The organism is Azospirillum terrae (assembly GCF_053470425.1).
In genome coordinates this window covers 58,540-76,799 of sequence record NZ_JBPXMR010000014.1, presented here as the reverse complement: position 1 = coordinate 76,799, position 18,260 = coordinate 58,540, and the positions used below count along the sequence as shown (strand labels likewise).

21 protein-coding genes are annotated in these 18,260 nt (G+C 68.9%); 11 read left to right on the top strand and 10 right to left on the bottom strand.

What is annotated here, in order from left to right:
* Window position 1: 1 nt before the first annotated feature.
* Together hemH and hemJ are read left to right on the top strand one after the other, a co-directional pair.
* Window positions 2-1,060, top strand: a complete 1,059-nt coding sequence (gene hemH, locus ACSVDD_RS25090; protein WP_448192152.1) for a ferrochelatase — start codon at window positions 2-4, stop codon at window positions 1,058-1,060.
* 35 nt (window positions 1,061-1,095) lie between these two features.
* A complete protein-coding gene (gene hemJ / locus ACSVDD_RS25085; protein ID WP_448192151.1) occupies window positions 1,096-1,527 on the top strand; it encodes a protoporphyrinogen oxidase HemJ in 432 nt (143 codons plus the stop codon).
* Window positions 1,528-1,603: 76 nt separating this feature from the next.
* On the opposite strand, the gene ACSVDD_RS25080 is transcribed toward hemJ, so the two are convergent.
* Window positions 1,604-4,363: an HAD-IC family P-type ATPase gene (locus ACSVDD_RS25080; RefSeq protein ID WP_448192150.1), complete on the bottom strand. Its 2,760-nt coding sequence runs from the start codon at window positions 4,361-4,363 to the stop codon at window positions 1,604-1,606.
* 329 nt (window positions 4,364-4,692) lie between these two features.
* Here ACSVDD_RS25080 and rho point away from each other — a divergent pair, with 329 nt between their 5' ends.
* Window positions 4,693-5,949 carry a transcription termination factor Rho gene (gene rho, locus ACSVDD_RS25075; RefSeq protein WP_448192149.1) on the top strand — a complete coding sequence of 419 codons (1,257 nt, stop codon included), beginning with the start codon at window positions 4,693-4,695 and terminating at the stop codon, window positions 5,947-5,949.
* A gap of 78 nt (window positions 5,950-6,027) precedes the next feature.
* On the opposite strand, the gene secB is transcribed toward rho, so the two are convergent.
* Window positions 6,028-6,504, bottom strand: coding sequence for a protein-export chaperone SecB (secB, locus tag ACSVDD_RS25070; RefSeq protein WP_448192148.1), 477 nt, complete (start codon window positions 6,502-6,504; stop codon window positions 6,028-6,030).
* Between the two features lie 250 nt (window positions 6,505-6,754).
* On the bottom strand, window positions 6,755-7,276 hold the full coding sequence (locus ACSVDD_RS25065) for an FxsA family protein (RefSeq protein WP_448192147.1): 522 nt from the start codon (window positions 7,274-7,276) through the stop codon (window positions 6,755-6,757).
* Window positions 7,277-7,434: 158 nt separating this feature from the next.
* Between ACSVDD_RS25065 and ACSVDD_RS25060 the strand changes: the two genes are divergently transcribed.
* The 4 genes from ACSVDD_RS25060 to ACSVDD_RS25045 all read left to right on the top strand — a co-directional run bounded on the left by ACSVDD_RS25060 (window position 7,435) and on the right by ACSVDD_RS25045 (window position 10,378).
* On the top strand, window positions 7,435-8,100 hold the full coding sequence (locus tag ACSVDD_RS25060; RefSeq protein WP_448192146.1) for a Tim44/TimA family putative adaptor protein: 666 nt from the start codon (window positions 7,435-7,437) through the stop codon (window positions 8,098-8,100).
* A gap of 5 nt (window positions 8,101-8,105) precedes the next feature.
* Window positions 8,106-9,263, top strand: a complete 1,158-nt coding sequence (gene mltA, locus ACSVDD_RS25055) for a murein transglycosylase A (RefSeq protein WP_448192145.1) — start codon at window positions 8,106-8,108, stop codon at window positions 9,261-9,263.
* Between the two features lie 38 nt (window positions 9,264-9,301).
* On the top strand, window positions 9,302-9,457 hold the full coding sequence (locus ACSVDD_RS25050; protein WP_448192144.1) for a hypothetical protein: 156 nt from the start codon (window positions 9,302-9,304) through the stop codon (window positions 9,455-9,457).
* 93 nt (window positions 9,458-9,550) lie between these two features.
* The gene (locus tag ACSVDD_RS25045; RefSeq protein WP_448192143.1) at window positions 9,551-10,378 is read left to right on the top strand and encodes a DUF1206 domain-containing protein; all 828 of its coding nucleotides are present in this window, start codon (window positions 9,551-9,553) and stop codon (window positions 10,376-10,378) included.
* A 140-nt stretch (window positions 10,379-10,518) separates the two neighbouring features.
* Here ACSVDD_RS25045 and ACSVDD_RS25040 read toward each other — a convergent pair whose 3' ends face one another.
* The 7 genes from ACSVDD_RS25040 to hisB are packed head-to-tail and all read right to left on the bottom strand — an operon-like array spanning window position 10,519 to window position 14,642.
* Complete coding sequence (locus ACSVDD_RS25040) at window positions 10,519-10,890, bottom strand: histidine triad nucleotide-binding protein (protein WP_448192142.1); 372 nt, start codon at window positions 10,888-10,890, stop codon at window positions 10,519-10,521.
* Between the two features lie 12 nt (window positions 10,891-10,902).
* Window positions 10,903-11,241, bottom strand: a complete 339-nt coding sequence (locus ACSVDD_RS25035; RefSeq protein ID WP_448192141.1) for a phosphoribosyl-ATP diphosphatase — start codon at window positions 11,239-11,241, stop codon at window positions 10,903-10,905.
* Window positions 11,234-12,019, bottom strand: coding sequence for an imidazole glycerol phosphate synthase subunit HisF (hisF, locus tag ACSVDD_RS25030; RefSeq protein ID WP_448192140.1), 786 nt, complete (start codon window positions 12,017-12,019; stop codon window positions 11,234-11,236). Before hisF ends, ACSVDD_RS25035 begins: the two co-directional genes overlap by 8 nt.
* Window positions 12,020-12,766 (bottom strand): 1-(5-phosphoribosyl)-5-[(5-phosphoribosylamino)methylideneamino]imidazole-4-carboxamide isomerase, encoded by a 747-nt coding sequence (gene hisA / locus ACSVDD_RS25025; protein WP_448192139.1) that lies wholly within the window; start codon window positions 12,764-12,766, stop codon window positions 12,020-12,022. It abuts the gene before it with no gap.
* Window positions 12,763-13,341: a GNAT family N-acetyltransferase gene (locus ACSVDD_RS25020; RefSeq protein WP_448192138.1), complete on the bottom strand. Its 579-nt coding sequence runs from the start codon at window positions 13,339-13,341 to the stop codon at window positions 12,763-12,765. Before ACSVDD_RS25020 ends, hisA begins: the two co-directional genes overlap by 4 nt.
* Window positions 13,338-13,982 carry an imidazole glycerol phosphate synthase subunit HisH gene (gene hisH / locus ACSVDD_RS25015; RefSeq protein ID WP_448192137.1) on the bottom strand — a complete coding sequence of 215 codons (645 nt, stop codon included), beginning with the start codon at window positions 13,980-13,982 and terminating at the stop codon, window positions 13,338-13,340. The genes ACSVDD_RS25020 and hisH overlap by 4 nt, the downstream gene beginning before the upstream one ends.
* Window positions 13,983-14,018: 36 nt before the next feature.
* A complete protein-coding gene (gene hisB / locus ACSVDD_RS25010; protein WP_448192136.1) occupies window positions 14,019-14,642 on the bottom strand; it encodes an imidazoleglycerol-phosphate dehydratase HisB in 624 nt (207 codons plus the stop codon).
* Between the two features lie 136 nt (window positions 14,643-14,778).
* Here hisB and ACSVDD_RS25005 point away from each other — a divergent pair, with 136 nt between their 5' ends.
* From ACSVDD_RS25005 to hslU, 4 genes are all read left to right on the top strand, one after another.
* Complete coding sequence (locus tag ACSVDD_RS25005; RefSeq protein WP_448192135.1) at window positions 14,779-15,045, top strand: hypothetical protein; 267 nt, start codon at window positions 14,779-14,781, stop codon at window positions 15,043-15,045.
* A gap of 33 nt (window positions 15,046-15,078) precedes the next feature.
* Window positions 15,079-16,320: a serine protease gene (locus ACSVDD_RS25000; protein WP_448192134.1), complete on the top strand. Its 1,242-nt coding sequence runs from the start codon at window positions 15,079-15,081 to the stop codon at window positions 16,318-16,320.
* A 66-nt stretch (window positions 16,321-16,386) separates the two neighbouring features.
* A complete protein-coding gene (gene hslV, locus ACSVDD_RS24995) occupies window positions 16,387-16,941 on the top strand; it encodes an ATP-dependent protease subunit HslV (RefSeq protein ID WP_448192133.1) in 555 nt (184 codons plus the stop codon).
* Entirely contained in the window at window positions 16,938-18,251 is a 1,314-nt protein-coding gene (hslU, locus tag ACSVDD_RS24990; RefSeq protein ID WP_448192132.1) for an ATP-dependent protease ATPase subunit HslU, read from the top strand. Before hslV ends, hslU begins: the two co-directional genes overlap by 4 nt.
* Window positions 18,252-18,260 lie beyond the last annotated feature (9 nt).

The following is an 18,260-nucleotide window of genomic DNA, read 5'->3' as shown; positions in this document are numbered from 1 at the left end:
GATGCCCACACCCGAACGCTCCGCCCCAAAACGGACCGCCGTGGTTCTGTTCAACCTCGGCGGTCCGGACGCGCCCGACGCCATCCGGCCGTTCCTGTTCAACCTGTTCTACGACCCGGCGATCATCGGGTTGCCGACGCCGTTCCGCTTCCTGCTGGCGAATTTCATCGCCCGGCGGCGTGAGAAGCCGGCGCGGGAGATCTACGGGCTGATCGGCGGCAAGTCGCCGCTGCTGGAGAACACCCAGGCGCAGGCGGCGGCGTTGCAGGAGGCGCTTGCCGGCGACGGTGAGGTGCGCAGCTTCGTCGCCATGCGCTACTGGCACCCGATGAGCACCGAGACCGCCGCGGCGGTGAAGGAGTTCGCGCCGGATCTGGTGATCCTGCTGCCCCTCTACCCGCAATGGTCGACGACGACGACCGCGTCCAGCCTGCGCGTCTGGCGCGAGGCGGCGGAGACGGTGGGGCTGAAGGCCGAGACGCGGGTGGTGTGCTGCTACCCGACCGAGCCCGGCTTCATCGCCGGCATCGCCGACAACGTCCGCGCCGCTTACGACGAGGCGGCCAAGCACGGGACGCCGCGCGTGCTGTTCTCGGCGCACGGGCTGCCCAAGCGGGTGATCGCCGGTGGCGACCCGTACCAGTGGCAGTGCGAGCGCACCGCGGCGGCCGTCGCCGACGCGCTGGACATCCCGAATCTCGACTGGCTGAACTGCTACCAGAGCCGCGTCGGCCCGCTGGAATGGATCGGCCCGTCCACCGACGCCGAGATCCGCCGGGCCGGCCAGGACAAGGTGCCGATCCTCGTCGTGCCGATCGCCTTCGTGTCGGAGCATTCCGAGACGCTGGTCGAGATCGAGATCGAATACCGCCACATGGCCGAGCGCGAGGGCGTGCCGCACTTCGCCCGCGTGCCGACGGTGGGCACCTCGCCGGCGTTCATCGGCGGGCTGGTGCGGCTGGTGCGGCAGACCATGGGCTGCGACCGCTTCATGTGCTCGCAGACCGAAGGGCGGCTGTGTCCATCGGGCTTTCCCGGCTGCCCGCAACGCGCTAGTTAAGCCAGAGCTTCGCGAGACAAAGGGGGAGGGGGCCGGTGACGTATCTTTGGGTCAAGGCGCTGCACGTCATCAGCATCATCGCCTGGATGGCGGGTCTGCTGTACCTGCCGCGGCTCTACGTCTACCACACCGCCGCGACGCCGGGGTCGGAGGCGTCGGAGACCTTCAAAGTCATGGAGCGGCGCCTGCTGCGCGCCATCATGAATCCGGCGATGATCGCGGCCTGGGTGTTCGGGATCAGCATGATCGCCATCGATCCGTCGCTGTTCCGGCAAGGCGGCTGGCTGCACGCCAAGCTGCTTTTCGTCGTTGGGCTGACGGTGTCGCACATGCTGATGGCGCGTTGGCGCAAGGATTTCGAGGCGGACCGCAACACCCGGCCACAGAAGTTCTTCCGAATCTGGAACGAGGTGCCGACGCTGCTGATGATCGGCATCGTCATCTTCGTGATCGTGAAGCCGTTTTAATACCCTCTCCCGCCCCGGGAGAGGGTGGCCGCGTAGCGGCCGGGCGAGGATAGAGCAAGGATCCTTGGATTTGCCCTCACCCTCCCGCTCTGCGAGCGGGCCCCTCCCTCTCCCGGGACGGGAGAGGGAAGACACGCCGCCTTGTCCAGGCCTTCTCCGCCTCGACGACCAGGAAAATCCCCACACCCGCGCCGGCCATCGCCGCCCATTCCGGCCAGCCCACCGCCGCGGTGCCGAACAGCGCCTGCATCGGCGGGGCGTAGGTGAACGCCAGTTGCAGCAGCGCCATCAACGCGATGGACACCCACACCGGGCGGCTGCCGAACAGGGCGCGCAGGCTCAGCACCGGCGCCAGGATGGCGCGGGCGTTCAGCAGGAAGAAGATCTCGCCGACCACCAGCGCGTTGACCGCCACGGTGCGCGCCACCTCCACGCGGTCGCCGTGGATCAGGTGGGCGTGGAAGAAGCCGAAGCTCGCCGCCACCAGCAGCGCCATCACCAGCAGCATGCGCATCACCAGGAAGCGCGCCAGGATCGGTTCGGCGGGCGGGCGGGGCGGGCGCGCCATGACGCCGGGCTCGGGCGGCTCGAAGGCCAGTGCCAGACCCAGCGTCACCGCCGTCACCATGTTGACCCACAGGATCTGCACCGCGGTGATCGGCAGAGTCGAGCCGCTGAGCACCGCCGCCAGGATCACCAGCGCCTGCGCGCCGTTGGTCGGCAGCAGGAACAGGATCGTCTTGCGCAGATTGTCGTAGACCGTGCGCCCCTCCTCGATCGCGTGGACGATGGAGGCGAAGTTGTCGTCGGCCAGCACCATGCTCGCCGCTTCCTTGGCGGCCTCGGTGCCGTTGCGGCCCATGGCGACACCGACGTCGGCGCGCTTGAGGGCCGGCGCGTCGTTGACGCCGTCGCCGGTCATCGCCACGGAACGCCCGGCGGCCTGCAAGGCTTTGACGAGGCGCAGCTTGTGCTCGGGCGTGGTGCGGGCGAAGACGCCGCTGGCCTCCGCCGCCGCCGCGAAGGCGGTCTCGTCCATACGGTCCAGCTCGGGGCCGGTGACCACGCCGCCTTGCAGCCCGAACGTCCGGCCAATGGCCTCCGCGGTGGCCGCGTGGTCGCCGGTGATCATCTTCACCGTGATGCCGGCGGCTTGGCAGGCCTTCACGGCGTGCAACGCTTCCTCCCGCGGCGGGTCGATCAGCCCGCACAGGCCGAGCAGCGTCAGCCCTTCCTCCAGATCCTCCAGGTTCAACTCACCCAGGCTGAGCGGCGAGCACCGGACCGCAAGAGCAAGCACCCGCTGGCCCCCGCCCCCCAGTTCGGCGGCGCGGACGATCCAACGCTCACGGTCGATGGGGGCAGGGCCATCGGCGCGGCGCTCGCTGTCGCAACGGGCGATCACCCGCTCCGGCGCGCCCTTCAGCAGGATCATGGCGTGGCCGTGGTGGTCGTGGTGCAGCGTCGCCATGAACTGCTGCTCGGACTCGAAGGGCACGGCGTCGGTGCGCGGGCAGCGGCCGAGTTCGGCCGCTGGGTCCAGGCCCGCCTTCATCGCCAGCGTCAGCAGCGCCCCGTCCGTGGGGTCGCCGGTCAGGCGCCAGTCCCCTTCGGGGTCGCGGTGCAGCGCCGCGTCGTTGCACAGCAGCGCCGCGCGGGCCAGTTCCGCCAGCACCGGCTCCTGCGCCGGGTCGATGGCGGTGCCGTCACGGCAAACTCCGCCCTCCGGCCGGTAGCCGCTGCCGTCCACCCCATAGGTCGCGTCGGCGGTGACCACCGTCTGCACGGTCAACTCGTTGCGGGTCAGCGTGCCGGTCTTGTCGGAACAGATGACGCCCACCGAGCCCAGGGTTTCCACCGCCGGCAGATGACGGATGATGGCGTTGCGCCGGGCCATGCGGGTGACGCCGACCGCCAGCGTAATGGTCATCACCGCCGGCAGTCCCTCGGGGATGGCGGCGACGGCGAGGCTGACGGCGGCCAGCACCATGTCCTGCCACGGCTCGCCCTGCACCAGGATGCCCCAGGCGAAGGTGGCGGCGGCCAGCACCAGGATCAGCACGGTCAGCCAGCGCCCGAACACCGCCATCTGCGCCAGCAAGGGCGTGGTCAGCGTCTCCATCGAGGCGAGCAGATGGCCGATGCGGCCGATCTCCGTGGCGTCGCCGGTCGCCACTACGACGCCCTGGCCCTGGCCCTGCGCCACCAGCGTGCCGGCGTAGGCCATACCGGCGCGGTCGCCCAGCGCCGCGTCGGCGGCGACCGGGGCAGGGTGCTTGGTGGAGGGTACGGACTCGCCGGTCAGCGCCGCTTCCTGCACGCGCAGCCCCTTGGCGCGCTCCAGGCGCAGGTCGGCGGGCACGCGGTCGCCCGGGGCCAGCAGCACGCGGTCGCCGGGCACGAGGTCCTCGGCGGGCAGGGTGACGGCCTCGCCGCCGCGCAGCACGACAGCCTGCGGCGACAACATGCCGCGGATGGCGGCCAGCGCCTGCTCCGCCTTGCCCTCCTGCACGAAGCCGATCAGGGCGTTGATCACCACCACACCGGCGATCACCCCGGCGTCCGTCCAATGCCCGAGCAGCACCGCCATCGCACACGACGCCAGCAGCACGTAGATCAGGATATCGTCGAACTGCTTGAGGAAGCGCAGCCAGGCCGGCCGGCTTTTCGGCGGCGTCAGGCGGTTGGGGCCGTAGCGGGCGCGCCGCGCCGCGGCCTCGTCGTCGCTCAGGCCGTCCGGTGGGCTGGCGAGCAGGGCGGCGGCGTCCTCGGCGCTGCGGGCGTGCCAGGGGGTGTCGGTCGGGGTTCTATCGATGGTCGAAGCGGGCAGGGGCATGGAAACCTCTCCCAATCACTTCGTGCCACAGGGCGGCCGGTGCCAGACGGTGCGACAATTCTCCTGCCTTCAGCCGCAGCACCGCCTCGCTTTCGTTTGACTTGCGGAATCAAATCCGTTACCCATGTGTGGACCGCGGGGCTCAGCTCCGCGGGAAGCATCTCCGTACCTGATCCGTACCAGACTGACGCCCCGGCCCCCGCCTTATTGCCGGGCGCGGCGAGCGGAACTCCCCTCCGCCCCCGCCGTGTCGCCCAGCCGACGCCTCGCCGTCGGCGCGGGACTCTCAGCCGCACTCTCCCCACGCCCGACCTGCCCATAGGCCTCCGATGAATCTCCAAGAGTTGAAGTGCAAGAGCCCCGCCGAGTTGCTGGCGTTCGCGGAGGAGCTCCAGATCGAGAACGCGTCGACCCTGCGCAAGCAGGACATGATGTTCGCCATCCTCAAGCAATTGGCGGAGAACGACATCGCGATCTACGGCGACGGCGTGCTGGAGGTGCTGCAGGACGGCTTCGGCTTCCTGCGCTCGCCGGAGGCCAACTATCTGCCGGGTCCCGACGATATCTACGTCAGCCCCAGCCAGGTGCGGCGCTTCGGCCTGCGCACCGGCGACACGGTGGAAGGGCAGATCCGCTCGCCCAAGGACGGTGAACGTTACTTCGCGCTGCTCAAGGTCAACACGATCAACTTCGACGCGCCGGAGAAGGTCCGTCACCGCATCAACTTCGACAACCTGACGCCGCTCTACCCGGATGAGCGCCTGCGCATGGAGGTCGAGGACCCGACCAAGAAGAACTACACCGGCCGGATCATCGATCTGGTGGCGCCGCTCGGCAAGGGCCAGCGCGGGCTGATCGTGGCGCCGCCGCGCACCGGCAAGACGGTGATGCTGCAGAACATCGCCCATTCCATCGCCACCAACCACCCCGAAGCCTACCTGATCGTGCTGCTCATCGACGAGCGGCCGGAAGAGGTGACGGACATGGCGCGCAGCGTGCGCGGCGAGGTCATCAGCTCCACCTTCGACGAGCCGGCGACCCGCCACGTGCAGGTGGCGGAGATGGTCATCGAGAAGGCCAAGCGGCTGGTCGAGCACAAGCGCGACGTGGTGATCCTGCTGGACTCCATCACCCGTCTGGCGCGCGCCTACAACACGGTGGTGCCCAGCTCCGGCAAGGTGCTGACCGGCGGTGTGGACGCCAACGCGCTGCAACGGCCGAAGCGCTTCTTCGGCGCGGCCCGCAACATCGAGGAAGGCGGCTCGCTGACCATCATCGCGACGGCGCTGATCGACACCGGCAGCCGCATGGACGAGGTGATCTTCGAAGAGTTCAAGGGCACCGGCAACTCGGAAATCGTGCTGGACCGCAAGCTCTCCGACAAGCGCACCTTCCCGGCCATCGACGTGTCGAAGTCCGGCACCCGCAAGGAAGAGCTGTTGGTCGACAAGGGCACCATGTCGAAGATGTGGATCCTGCGCCGCATCCTCATGCCCATGGGCATCACCGACGCGGTCGATTTCCTCGTCGATAAGCTGAAATACACCAAGAGCAACAACGACTTCTTCGATTCGATGAACCAGTAGGTTTTCGTTTTGAGGGCGCAATAAAAAACGCGAGGGCCGAAACCCTCGCGTTTTTTATTCGTACCGGTACCGGTTCGATCAGGCCGTCGCCTCGCCACCCTGCTCGGCGCCCATCTGGCGGCGGTAGAGGTCGGCGAAGTCGATGGGGTTCAGCATCAGCGGCGGATAGCCACCCTCGCGCGTCGCGTCGGCGACGATGGCGCGGGCGAACGGGAACAGCAGGCGCGGGCCTTCGATCATCAGCACCGGACGCAGGTGCTCCTGCGCCAGACCTGGCAGCTGGAACAGGCCGCCGTAGGACAGCTCGACCAGGAAGGCGACCGTCTCACCCTGCTTGGCCTCGGCGCGGAGCTGGAGCGACACCTCGTAGATGTCGTCGGAGGCCGGGCGGACCTGAACGTCCACGCCGATGTTCACCTGCGGCTGCGGCTGGCCGGGCAGCAGGGTCTGCGGCGCGTTCGGGTTCTCGAAGGAGAGATCCTTGATGTACTGGGCAAGAACGTGAACCGGCAGCGCGCCGGGGGCCTGATCCTGGCCGTTGGACTGATCCGACATGAATGAACTCCTGGCCGGAAACCGGCCGCTGGCGGTTGACACCTGTATCGCTGGCTAGCACGGATCGCGTGCACGGACAACCCGAGCTATTTTTCTCTCCCTCAAACGGCGGGCGGGGCCATCCGGCCCCTTGCCTTCGCGGCCATGAGGCCGCGGGGCTCTCGGCGGATCCAAAGGATCCGCCTGCCGCCAGCGCAAACCAAAGGTTTGCGTGAGAGGCCTCAACGGCCCAGTCGCGCTGCGCGCTCCGTCAGGGGCGCCCGTCGGGCTTCCGCCGGTCGTCCGAACCCCAGCGTGATTCCTCCAGACGCGGTGCGTCGGGCTCCACTTCACGGTAATCGACGTCGATGACTTCACCGGTGGTGCGGGCCGTGCCGGATGGTCCGGCCTCGGTCCGGTTCGTCCACACGCGCATCGACCCGCTGGCACGCATCCTGTCCAACAGCCAGCGGCCCAACGCGTCGCGCAGGAACGGCACCAGCAGCAGGATGCCGACGATGTCCGTCAAAAATCCGGGGATGATCAGCAGAATGGCGCCGACCACCACGCAGAACCCCTCGAACACGGCGCCGACCGGCGGCTCGCCGCGGTCGAGCGATTCCTGCGCCCGGCGCAGCGTGGCGAGGCCCTGGTGGCGCAGCAGCAGCGACCCCACGATGCCCGACAGCACGATCAGCAGCAGCGTCGGCCCGGCGCCGATCCAGCCGCCGACCTCGATCATCACGGCGATCTCCAGGATCGGCAGAAGAAGAAGCAGTACGAGGGGATTCATGCCCGTCCTTGCTCTTTCATGGCCAAGGGCCTATCTAGTCCAGGATACGTCGCCCGAATCTCCGATCGGGCGACCTCATCCGGCGCTCGTTTTACCATGAGCAAGACTTAATGCTTGCCGGCCGGACGGTCCAGGCCAATCCCTGAAGGACAGGCGCAATGGGTGAAGGGTTCGTGTTCATCGAGATCGTCATCTTCGCGATGATTGCCGCGTTTCTAGTGTACCGCCTGCGCAGCGTGCTCGGCCGCCGCACCGGCGAGGAGCGCCCGCGTCCCAACCCCTTCACGCCGCCGAACGCCCGTCCCGACAACGTCGTCCCCATGCCGTCACGCGCCCAGGCGGAGGCTTCCTTCGCCCCCGACGAGCCGGTGTCGCTGGCCGCCGCCCTGGCGCAGATCCACACCGCCGACCCGAATTTCGACGAGAAGAACTTCTTGCAGGGTGCGCGCGGCGCTTTCCAGATGATCGTCGAGGCGTTCGCCCGGGGTGACACCGCGGCGTTGCGCCCGCTGCTGTCCGACGATGTGTACGACAGCTTCGTCCAGGCGATCCGCCACCGCCAGTCGGTCGGCGAGACGCTGGAAACCCGCATCGACCGCATCCGCGACGCCGACGTCATCGAAGCGCGGCTGAGCGGCAACGACGCGGTGATCACCGTCAAATTCGTTTCCGACCAGATCAATCTGGTGCGCAACGCCCAGGGCGAGATCATCGACGGCGACCCCAAGCAGCCCATCGAGGGGGTGGACATCTGGACGTTCCGCCGCAACATCCGCGCGCGCGACCCGAACTGGTCGCTGGTCGAGACCCGCACGCCGAATTGATCCGCATGAGCGGATTCCGCTGGGCCGCCGGGCTGGCGTTGCTGGCCTTGGCGGCCTGCGCGCGTCAGGAGGCGGTGCCGGATCGGCTGACGCTCACCCCCGCGGCCTTCGCGGACCTGCCGGGCTGGACCGGCGACCGTGTCGCCGAGGCGGTGCCGGCGTTTGCGCGGTCCTGCGCCAAGCTCCGCACATTGCCGCCGGACCGCACGCTGGGCATCGCCGGTACGGCGGGCGCCTGGGCGGAGCCCTGCGCGGCGCTGAGGGCGCTGCCGCCCGGTGACGATGCGGCAGCCCGCGCGTTCTTCGAGCGCTGGTTCACCCCCTTCGCCGCCGCCAACAACGATGTCCGGCGCGGGCTGTTCACCGGGTACTACGAGGTGGAGCTGAAGGGCTCGCGCACACCGTCGGCGGCCTATCCGGCGCCGCTCTACAAGCGGCCGGCCGATCTGGTGATGGTGGATCTGGGCGAGTTCTCCGACACCTGGAAGGGCCAGCGCATCGCCGGCCGGGTGCTCGACGGACGGCTCAAGCCCTTCGAGGACCGCGCGGCCATCGAGGCCGGCGCGTTGCGCGGCAAGGGGCTGGAGTTGCTGTGGGTGGACGATCCGGTCGGGGCGTTCTTCCTGCACATCCAGGGCTCGGGACGGGTGACGCTGCCGGACGGCGGGCAGGTGCGCGTCGGCTACGCCGGGCAGAACGGCCGCAAGTACGTCGCCATCGGCAAGGAGCTGATCGAGCGCGGCGAACTGAAGCGCGAGGAGGTCTCGTTGCAGACCATCCGCGCGTGGCTCCAGACCCACCCGGAGCAGGCCGCCGACCTGATGAACAAGAACCCCTCCTACGTCTTCTTCCAGGAACTGACGGGGGAGGGGCCGCTGGGTGCCGACAATCTGGCGCTGACGCCCGGCCGCAGTCTGGCGGTGGACCGGAGTTTTCTTCCCCTCGGCCTGCCGGTCTGGCTGGACTCCGAGGACCCGCTGGATGCGGGCGCGCGGTTGCGCCGGCTGCTGGTGGCGCAGGACACCGGCGGGGCGATCCGCGGCCCGGTGCGCGGCGACGTGTTCTGGGGACATGGACCGGACGCGGAACTGCGCGCGGGGAAGATGAAGAGCGCCGGGGAGTACTGGCTGCTGATCCCGAAGGGCGTGACGCCCGCGGGCTGAGACGGTTGTTTCCCGTGAAACATCACCGGAGGCATGCCATGAAGCAGTCGCATACTGAAGAGACGGTCAAGCACACCGACGACCAGCAGAACACCGGCAATCACAAGAAGCCCGACGCCCCCGACGCCAAGGATGCGGATCGGTTTGGCGGCACGCGCGCTGGGGCCGAGAACGTGGAGCCGAAGAAGAAGTAATCCCTCCTTCGCCGGAGGCGGGGAGGGACTGGGTATCGGAACCTTGCACAAACCTCGCTCGTTCCCCTCCCACGGCAGAGTGGGAGGGCGGCGATGGCGGCGCCTCGCGTGGACCATCAGATCGAAGGGCTGGCGCGGCTGGGTTACGCGGCGCGTGGCGTGGTGTATCTGGTGATCGGCTGGTTCGCCATCACCGCGGCGCAGGGGCACAACCGCCCCACCGACACCAAGGGTGCGCTCGCCGAGCTGTTCGACAAACCGTACGGCGCCGTGCTGCTGGGCGTGGTGGCGCTCGGGCTGGCGGGCTACGCGCTGTGGCGGGTCGTCGGCGCCGTCGCCGACGTGGACAATCGCGGCCATGCGGCGAGAGGGCTGGCGGTGCGCGCCGGGCACCTGATCGCCGGCGGTATCCATGTGGCGTTGGCGTTCTACTGCCTGAAACTGCTGGCCGGCCGCGGCGGGCGGGAGACCAGCGAAACCACGGCGCACGACTGGACCGCCCGACTGCTCGACATGCCGCTGGGGCCGTGGCTGGTCGCTGCGCTGGGGATCGGCATCGCCGGGTTCGGGGTCAGCCAGATGGTGCGGGCCTACAAGGCCGACTTCATGCCCCTGCTGTCCTGCGACGCCGACACGGCGCGGGTGGTCAAGCCGCTGGGCCAAGCCGGGTTCGCGGCGCGCGGCATGGTGTTCGTGCTGGTCGGCATGTTCTTCGTGCTGGCGGCATGGGATGCCGACGCCATGGAATCCGGCGGCATGATCAAAGCCTTCCGCTGGCTGCAAACGCAGCCCTACGGCCCATGGCTGCTGGGCGCGGTGGCGCTGGGGTTGCTGGCGTTCGGGGTGTTCAGCGTCGTCCAGGCGGTCTACCGCCGCATCGACGGCAAACGCGCCGTGCGGCGGATCGACGCCATGGCGTGAATTCCCCCTCCCGTTCCGGGAGAGGGTGGCCGCCGCAGGCGGCCGGGTGAGGGTAAATCCAAGGATCCTTGCGGGTACCCTCACCCTCCCGCTCGTGCCGAGCGGGCCCCTCCCTCTCCCGGGGCGGGAGAGGGGTATTTTTACTTCGCCTTGCCGATCATGCCGCCCAGGTCGCGGCCGGCGAAGATGTGGATGTGCAGGTGCGGGACTTCCTGATGCGCGTCGGCGCCGCAGTTCGACAGGATGCGGTAGCCGCTCTCCACCACGCCGGCTTGGCGCGCCACATCGCCCACCGCCTTGAACAGGCCGGCGATCTCGGCGTCGGAGGCGGCGGCGGTGAAGTGGTCCATGTCCGCGTACGGACCCTTGGGGATCACCAGGATGTGCGTCGGCGTCTTCGGATCGATGTCATGGAAGGCCAGGGCGTGGTCGCTCTCGTAGACCTTCTTGCACGGGATCTCGCCGCGCAGGATGCGGGCGAACACGTTGTTCGGGTCGTACGTCGTGGCCATGCCGTCCTCTCCTCAACCGGTTTTTCTGGATTTCTTCTCGGCGATGCCGCTGGTGCCCTCGCGCGCCGCCAGCAGCGCGTAGACCTCGGCGGGCTCGACCCCCTCGTTGGCCCACAGCACCAGCAGATGGTAGAGCAGGTCCGCCGATTCCGCCGCGATCTTCGCCTTGTCGCCGCGCACCGCCTCGATGACGGTCTCGACCGCCTCCTCGCCGACCTTCTGGGCGATCTTCGGGGTGCCGCGGGAGAACAGCTTGGCGGTGTAGGAGGTTTCCGGGTCGGCGCCCTTGCGCGACGCCACCGTGCGGTACAGGCGGTCGAGCACCTCGGCGGTGATCTTGTCCTCAGCCATGGGCAGCCACCATGCCGCGGGCCGGGCGCACGGGGATGCTGGCGTTGGCCAGCGCCGCCTTGGCTTCGCCCACGGTGTAAGTGCCGAAGTGGAAGATCGACGCCGCCAGCACCGCCGTGGCATGGCCCTCGCGGATGCCCTCCACCAAGTGATCGAGCGTGCCGACGCCGCCGGACGCGATCACCGGAATGCGCACCGCGTCGGCCACCGCGCGGGTCAGCGCCAGGTCGAAGCCGCTCTTGGTGCCGTCGCGATCCATGGAGGTCAGCAGGATCTCGCCTGCACCATATTCGGCCATGCGCTTGGCCCACTCGATGGCGTCCAGGCCGGTTTCGCGGCGGCCGCCGTGGGTGAAGACCTCCCACGTGTTGTCGCCGGTGCGCTTGGCGTCGATGGCGACGACGATGCACTGGCTGCCGAACTTCTCGGCGCCCTCGCGCACGAACTCGGGGCGCGACACGGCGGCGGTGTTGATCGACACCTTGTCGGCGCCGGCCAGCAGCAGCTTGCGGATGTCCTCCACCACGCGCACGCCGCCGCCGACGGTCAGCGGCATGAACACCTGCTCGGCGGTGCGGCGCACCACGTCGAAGATGGTGTCGCGGTTCTCGTGGCTGGCGGTGATGTCGAGGAAGGTCAGCTCGTCGGCCCCCTCGCGGTCGTAGACGCGCGCCTGCTCCACGGGGTCGCCGGCGTCCACCAGATCGACGAAGTTGACCCCCTTGACCACCCGGCCGTCCTTGACGTCCAGGCAGGGGATGACGCGCATTTTCAGCACTTACTCGACCTCCTCGGCCGGCGTGGACAGCAGCTCCAGCGCCGCCTGCGGGTCGATGCGGCCGTCGTACAGCGCGCGGCCGCAGATGACGCCGCTGATCCCGCTGCCCTCTTCCTTCTTCAGCGCGATCAGGTCCTCGATGGAGGACACGCCGCCCGACGCGATCACCGGCGTCGTCAGGTGGAAGGCGAGGTCGGCCGTCGCCTCGACGTTGACGCCGCCCATGGCGCCGTCGCGGTTGATGTCGGTGTAGATGATGGCGGCAACGCCGCTGTCCTCGAACTTCAGCGCGAGGTCCAGCGCCTTGACGTTGGAGGTCTCGGCCCAGCCGGCGACGGCGACGTAGCCTTCGCGGGCGTCGATGCCCACGGCGACCTTGCCGGGGAATTCGCGGCAGGCTTCCTTGACCAGTTCGGGCTCGCGCAGGGCCACGGTGCCGAGGATGACGCGGGAGATGCCCTTGCTCAGCCACATCTCGACCGTCTTCAGGTCGCGGATGCCGCCGCCGAGCTGCGCCGGCATGTCGCCGATGGCGCCGAGGATGCGCTCGACGGCCTCACCGTTCACCGGCTTGCCGGCGAAGGCGCCGTTCAGGTCGACGAGGTGCAGCCACTCGAAGCCCTGCCCCTTGAAGGCGCGCGCCTGTTCGGCGGGGTCGGTGTTGAACACGGTGGCGTGGCTCATCTCGCCGCGCACCAGGCGGACGCAGGCACCGTCCTTGAGGTCGATGGCGGGGTAGAGGATCATCGCGGCGTCTCGTCCTGCTGCTGTTCGGTTTCGGAGAGGTCTTTGTAGTAGTAATGGCCGGCGACCGCTTGGCCATCCACATACGCATAGTAGGGGTGAGTCCCCCAGCGGCGGAACCCCAGACTTTCGTACATGGCCAGCGCCGCCTGCTGGGTCGCCCGCACATCCAGGTTCAGGATGCGGAAGCCCAGGCTGCGCGCCTCGCGCTGCACGGCCAGCGTCAGGTTGCGCGCCAGCTTGTGCCCGCGCGCCCACGGCGCCACGAAGGCGGTGGTGAGCTGGCAGGCGTGCGCCTGCGCCTCGTTGTTGCGCGGCGGGCGGATCAGCTGGGCCGAGCCGGCGATGACGCCGTCCAGCCGCGCGATGAACAGGATGCGGTCCGGCACGATCAGCACGCCGCGCCAGAAGCGCTCCATCACGTCGCGCGGCGGCGGCACGACCCAGCCGAAGCCGCCGCCGTCGCGGATGGCGGCATCGGCGGCGTCGCACAGGTCGTGCAGGTCGGCGGGGCGGAACTTCTCGTCGATGCGCTCGATGCTGACGGACGCGGGGCCAGGGGAGGGCGCTTCGCTCATGGCCGCCACTGGAGGAAGTTGGCGATCAGGGTCAGGCCGGCTTCCTGGCTCTTCTCCGGGTGGAACTGCGTGCCGACCAGATTGTCGCGGCCGATCACCGCGGTCACCGGGCCGCCGTAGGCGACGCGGGCCAGCTCGTTCGCCGGGTCGGCGCAGCGGAAGTGGTAGGAGTGCACGAAGTAGGCGTGCGCGCCGGAAGGCAGCCCGGCCAGCACCGGGTGCGGCCGGACGATCTCCAGCTCGTTCCATCCCATGTGCGGGATCTTGAGCATGGGGTCGCTGGGCTCCAGCGCCACCACCTCGCCCTTGATCCATCCCAGGCCCTGGTGCACGCCGTGCTCGACGCCGCGCTCGGCCATCAGCTGCATGCCGACGCAGATGCCGAGGAACGGCCGGCCGCCCTTGATGACGGCCTCCTCCAGCGCGTCGAGCATGCCGGGCACCTCCGACAGGCCGCGCTTGCAGTCGCCATAGGCGCCGACGCCGGGCAGGATGATGCGGTCGGCCCGGCGCACCGCGTCGGCGTCGGCGGTGACCAGCACCTCGGTGGGCAGGCCGGCGTCCGCGGCGGCACGCTCGACCGCCTTGGCGGCGGAGCGCAGGTTGCCGGAGCCGTAGTCGATCAGGGCAACGGTGGACAAGAGAGGAAGTCCTTGCTGAAACTGAAAAAGTCGGCCTTACAGCGATCCGCCGAGCGTGCCCTTGGTGGAGGGAACGGCATCGGCCTTGCGCGGGTCGATCTCGACGGCGGAGCGCAGCGCGCGGGCGAGCGCCTTGAAGCAGCTCTCGATGATGTGGTGGTTGTTCTCGCCGTACAGCGTCTCGACGTGCAGCGTCAGCCCGGCCGAACCGGCGAACGCCTGGAACCACTCGCGGAACAGCTCGGTGTCCATGTCGCCGATCTTGTCGCGCGAGAAGGCGACCTTCCACACCAGATAGGGCCGGTTCGAGAAGTCCAGCGCCACGCGGGTCAGCGTCTCGTCCATCGGCACATAGGCGTGGCCGTAGCGAAGGATGCCCTTGCGGTCGCCCAGCGCCTTGGCGACGGCCTGCCCGATGGCGATGCCGCTGTCCTCGGTGGTGTGGTGGAAGTCGATGTGCAGGTCGCCCTCGGCATGGACCGAAAGGTCCATGAGGCTGTGGCGGGAGAGCTGCTCCAGCATGTGGTCGAGGAAGCCGATTCCGGTCTTCACGTCGTACACACCGGTGCCGTCCAAATCCACCGCGACCCGGATGCGGGTCTCGTTGGTGTTGCGTTCGATGCTGGCGCGTCGCGCGCCGCTGGCCTGCGCTTTGTCCATGCCTGGGTTTTAGCAGGAAGAGAGGGCGTATGCCAGAAGATGGGTGCAACCGCGGCAAAAGCGATTGACACGCCCAGGCACCCGGCGAAGGCTGGCCATTCGGACGTTCGGACCTTGCTTGCGGAAGTGCCCGGCGATGAGCCTGACCGGTCGTAGCCTGTATCGGCTGTACTGGGGTGCGTGCGGTCTTCTTCTGGTGATAGGGATCGCCGGCACGGTTGGTGTCGTCGCTTTCCCGCCCGAGCGCTTCGACGACGAGGGCTATCTCATCGGTGAAATGCCGCCGGAATTCGGCGCCGCCCTGGCCGCTGCCGCGCTGGGTGCGCTTGGCTTGCTTGCGGGTCTGGCGGTGTTTGGGCTGGCACGCCTGTGCCGCTGGACGCGCGGCAGGCGCATGCGATAGGGTCTCACACATCCATCGCGTGCATATGCCCTTATGCGTTTCGCCGTCCTCGCCCTTCTTCTGCTTGCCGCCTGCACCGGGGCCGATCCGCCGCTGGGGCCGGTGGTGCGGCCGGTGCCGCGGGGAACGACGGAGACCGTCCGCTTCAACACGCTGAACATGGGTCAGATGCGGCGCGGCATGGAGATCGGCCGCTACCTCTGGAGCATCGAGTGCGGCTCGCCCTATGGGCGGGTGTTCTGGAAATCCGGTATGGGGTTCCGCCGTGAGAACACCTTCCGCGAGCGCTTCGCCGAGGTGTTCAGCGACGCCGGCTTCGACGTTGCCGGGGCGGTGTACGCCGATGGCGCCGACCGTCAGCGCGCCCGCTACATGATCACCGGCGAACTGCGCGAGGTGCGGCTCGAATTGTGCCGCCGGTCGCACTGGCTCACCGGCGCCGACCGCGGCATCAGCGGCGTTGCCTCGGTGAAGATCGACTGGACCGTTTACGACACCGCGGATCAGCAAGTTGTCCATCGCACCGGCACCACCGGCCATGCCGTGCTGAACGATGGGGTGCCGGAAGGCGATGTGCTGCTCATAGAAGACGGCTTCAGCAACGCCGTCGAGATCCTGGCCGCCGACCCCGGCTTCCGCAAGGCGGTGGTGCGCGGTGGCGGTGCGCCTGATGGCAAGCGCTGGCGCATGGTCCCGGAGCACCAGCGCGACCCGACGCCGATCTCCGCCGAGCCGGTGCGCATGGTGTCGACGCATGGCGGGGCGGGCGATGGGCTGGTGCGCGTCGGCACCGGCGCGGGAGTCGTCGTCGGAGAGGTGGAGGGCACGGCCCTGGTGCTTGCCCCGCTGGCGGCGGGCGCGGTCGTGCCGGTGCGTGTTGGCGCGACCGTCGCCGAAGGCACCGTGATCGCGCGTGATTCCGTGCGCGGGCTGATGCTGGCGCGGGTTCCGGCGCGGCTGACGGCCATGCGCCTGCGCGACACGGCGGCGGAGGTCAGCGAACCGGTCATCGCCGCGAGCGTCGGGGATGACTTCGCCACGGGCATGGTGGCCGGACTGAACGGCGGCATCCTGGCCGATTTGGAGGGGGCACCGCCGCAGCCGGGCGATCCGCTGCTGGACGCGTCCGGCCAACTGCTGGGGGTGGCGTCGGGCGGGCGGCTGGAGGCCGGGCTGACGCCCTTCGTGCCGATCGCCGAGGCGCTGGCGGCGTTGGGCGTGACGGTGCCGCCGAAGCACGTCAATCTTGACGGGCGGGGCCGTCCCCCCACATAGACCCTCATCCTTTCGCGGTCTGCCATTCGGCCGAGTGAGAGGCTCCTTTCTTCCGTTCGGGGTTTCATGACCACTCACGATCCCATCCAGTGGCACGGCACGACCATCCTCTCGGTCCGCAAGGGCGGGCAGGTGGTGGTGGCCGGCGACGGCCAGGTCTCCTTCGGGCAGACGGTGATGAAGGCCAACGCGCGTAAGGTCCGGCGGCTGGCCGGCGGCGACGTGATGGCCGGCTTCGCCGGCGCCACCGCCGACGCCTTCACCTTGTTCGAGCGCCTGGAAGCCAAGCTGGAGCAGCACCCCGGCCAGCTCACCCGCGCCTGCGTCGAGCTGGCGAAGGACTGGCGCACCGACCGTTACCTGCGCCGGCTGGAGGCGATGATGGCGGTGGCCGACGCCTCGGTCAGCCTGGTGCTGACCGGCAACGGCGACGTGCTGGAGCCGGAGGACGGGCTGATCGGCATCGGCTCCGGCGGGTCCTACGCGCTGGCCGCGGCGCGGGCGCTGATCGACGTGGACGGCCTGGACGCCGAGGCCATCGCCCGCAAGGCGATGAAGATCGCCGGCGACATCTGCGTCTACACCAACCAGAACGTCACCCTGGAAAAGATCCTTCTATGACCTCCTTCAGCCCCCGCGAGATCGTCTCGGAACTCGACCGCTACATCGTCGGCCAGCACGAGGCCAAGCGCGCGGTCGCCATCGCGCTGCGCAACCGCTGGCGCCGCCAGCAGCTGCCGGAGGGCCTACGCGAGGAGGTCCTGCCCAAGAACATCCTGATGATCGGTCCGACCGGCGTCGGCAAGACCGAGATCGCCCGGCGCCTCGCCAAGCTCGCCCAGGCGCCGTTCCTCAAGGTCGAGGCCACCAAGTTCACCGAGGTCGGCTACGTCGGCCGCGACGTCGAGCAGATCGTCCGCGATCTGGTGGAGATCGCCATCACGCTGACCAAGGAGCGCCTGCGCAAGGAGGTCGCCGCCAAGGCCGAGCTGCGCGCCGAGGAACGTGTGCTGGACGCGCTGTGCGGCGAGAACGCCAGCACCGAGACGCGGCAGAAGTTCCGCAAGATGCTGCGCGAAGGCACGCTGAACGACAAGGAGATCGAGGTGCAGGTCGCCGACAGCGGCGCCGCCGGCATGCCGACCTTCGACATCCCCGGCATGCCCGGCGCGCAGATGGGCATGCTCAACCTCGGCGACATGTTCGGCAAGGCGTTCGGCGGTCGCACCAAGACCCGCCGCCTGACCGTGGCCGAGAGCCACGGCGTGCTGATGGCCGAGGAATCGGACAAGCTGCTGGATCAGGAAAAGGTCGTTTCGGAAGCGATCCAATCGGTCGAGCAGAACGGTATCGTCTTCCTGGACGAGATCGACAAGATCTCGGCGCGCTCGGAGAACCGCGGCGGCGCCGACGTCAGCCGCGAGGGCGTGCAGCGCGACCTGCTGCCGCTGATCGAGGGGACGAGCGTCAATACCAAGCACGGCGCGGTGAAGACCGACCACATCCTGTTCATCGCGTCGGGCGCCTTCCACGTCGCCAAGCCCTCCGACCTGCTGCCCGAGCTGCAAGGCCGCCTGCCGATCCGGGTCGAGCTGAAGGCGCTGACCCAGGATGACTTCCGCCGCATCCTGACCGAGCCGGAAGCCAGCCTGATCAAGCAGTACAAGGCGCTGTTGCAGACCGAGGAGGTGACGCTCGACTTCACCGACGATTCCATCGACGAGCTGGCGCGGCTGGCCGCCGAGATCAACGGCTCGGTCGAGAACATCGGTGCCCGGCGCCTGCACACGGTGATGGAACGCCTGCTGGAGGAGATCAGCTTCACGGCGTCCGACAAGCCCGGCCAGACGGTCACCATCGACGCCGCGATGGTGCGCGAGCGGGTCGGCGCCTTGGCGAAGAACGCGGATCTGTCGAAGTTCATCCTGTAGGATGGAACC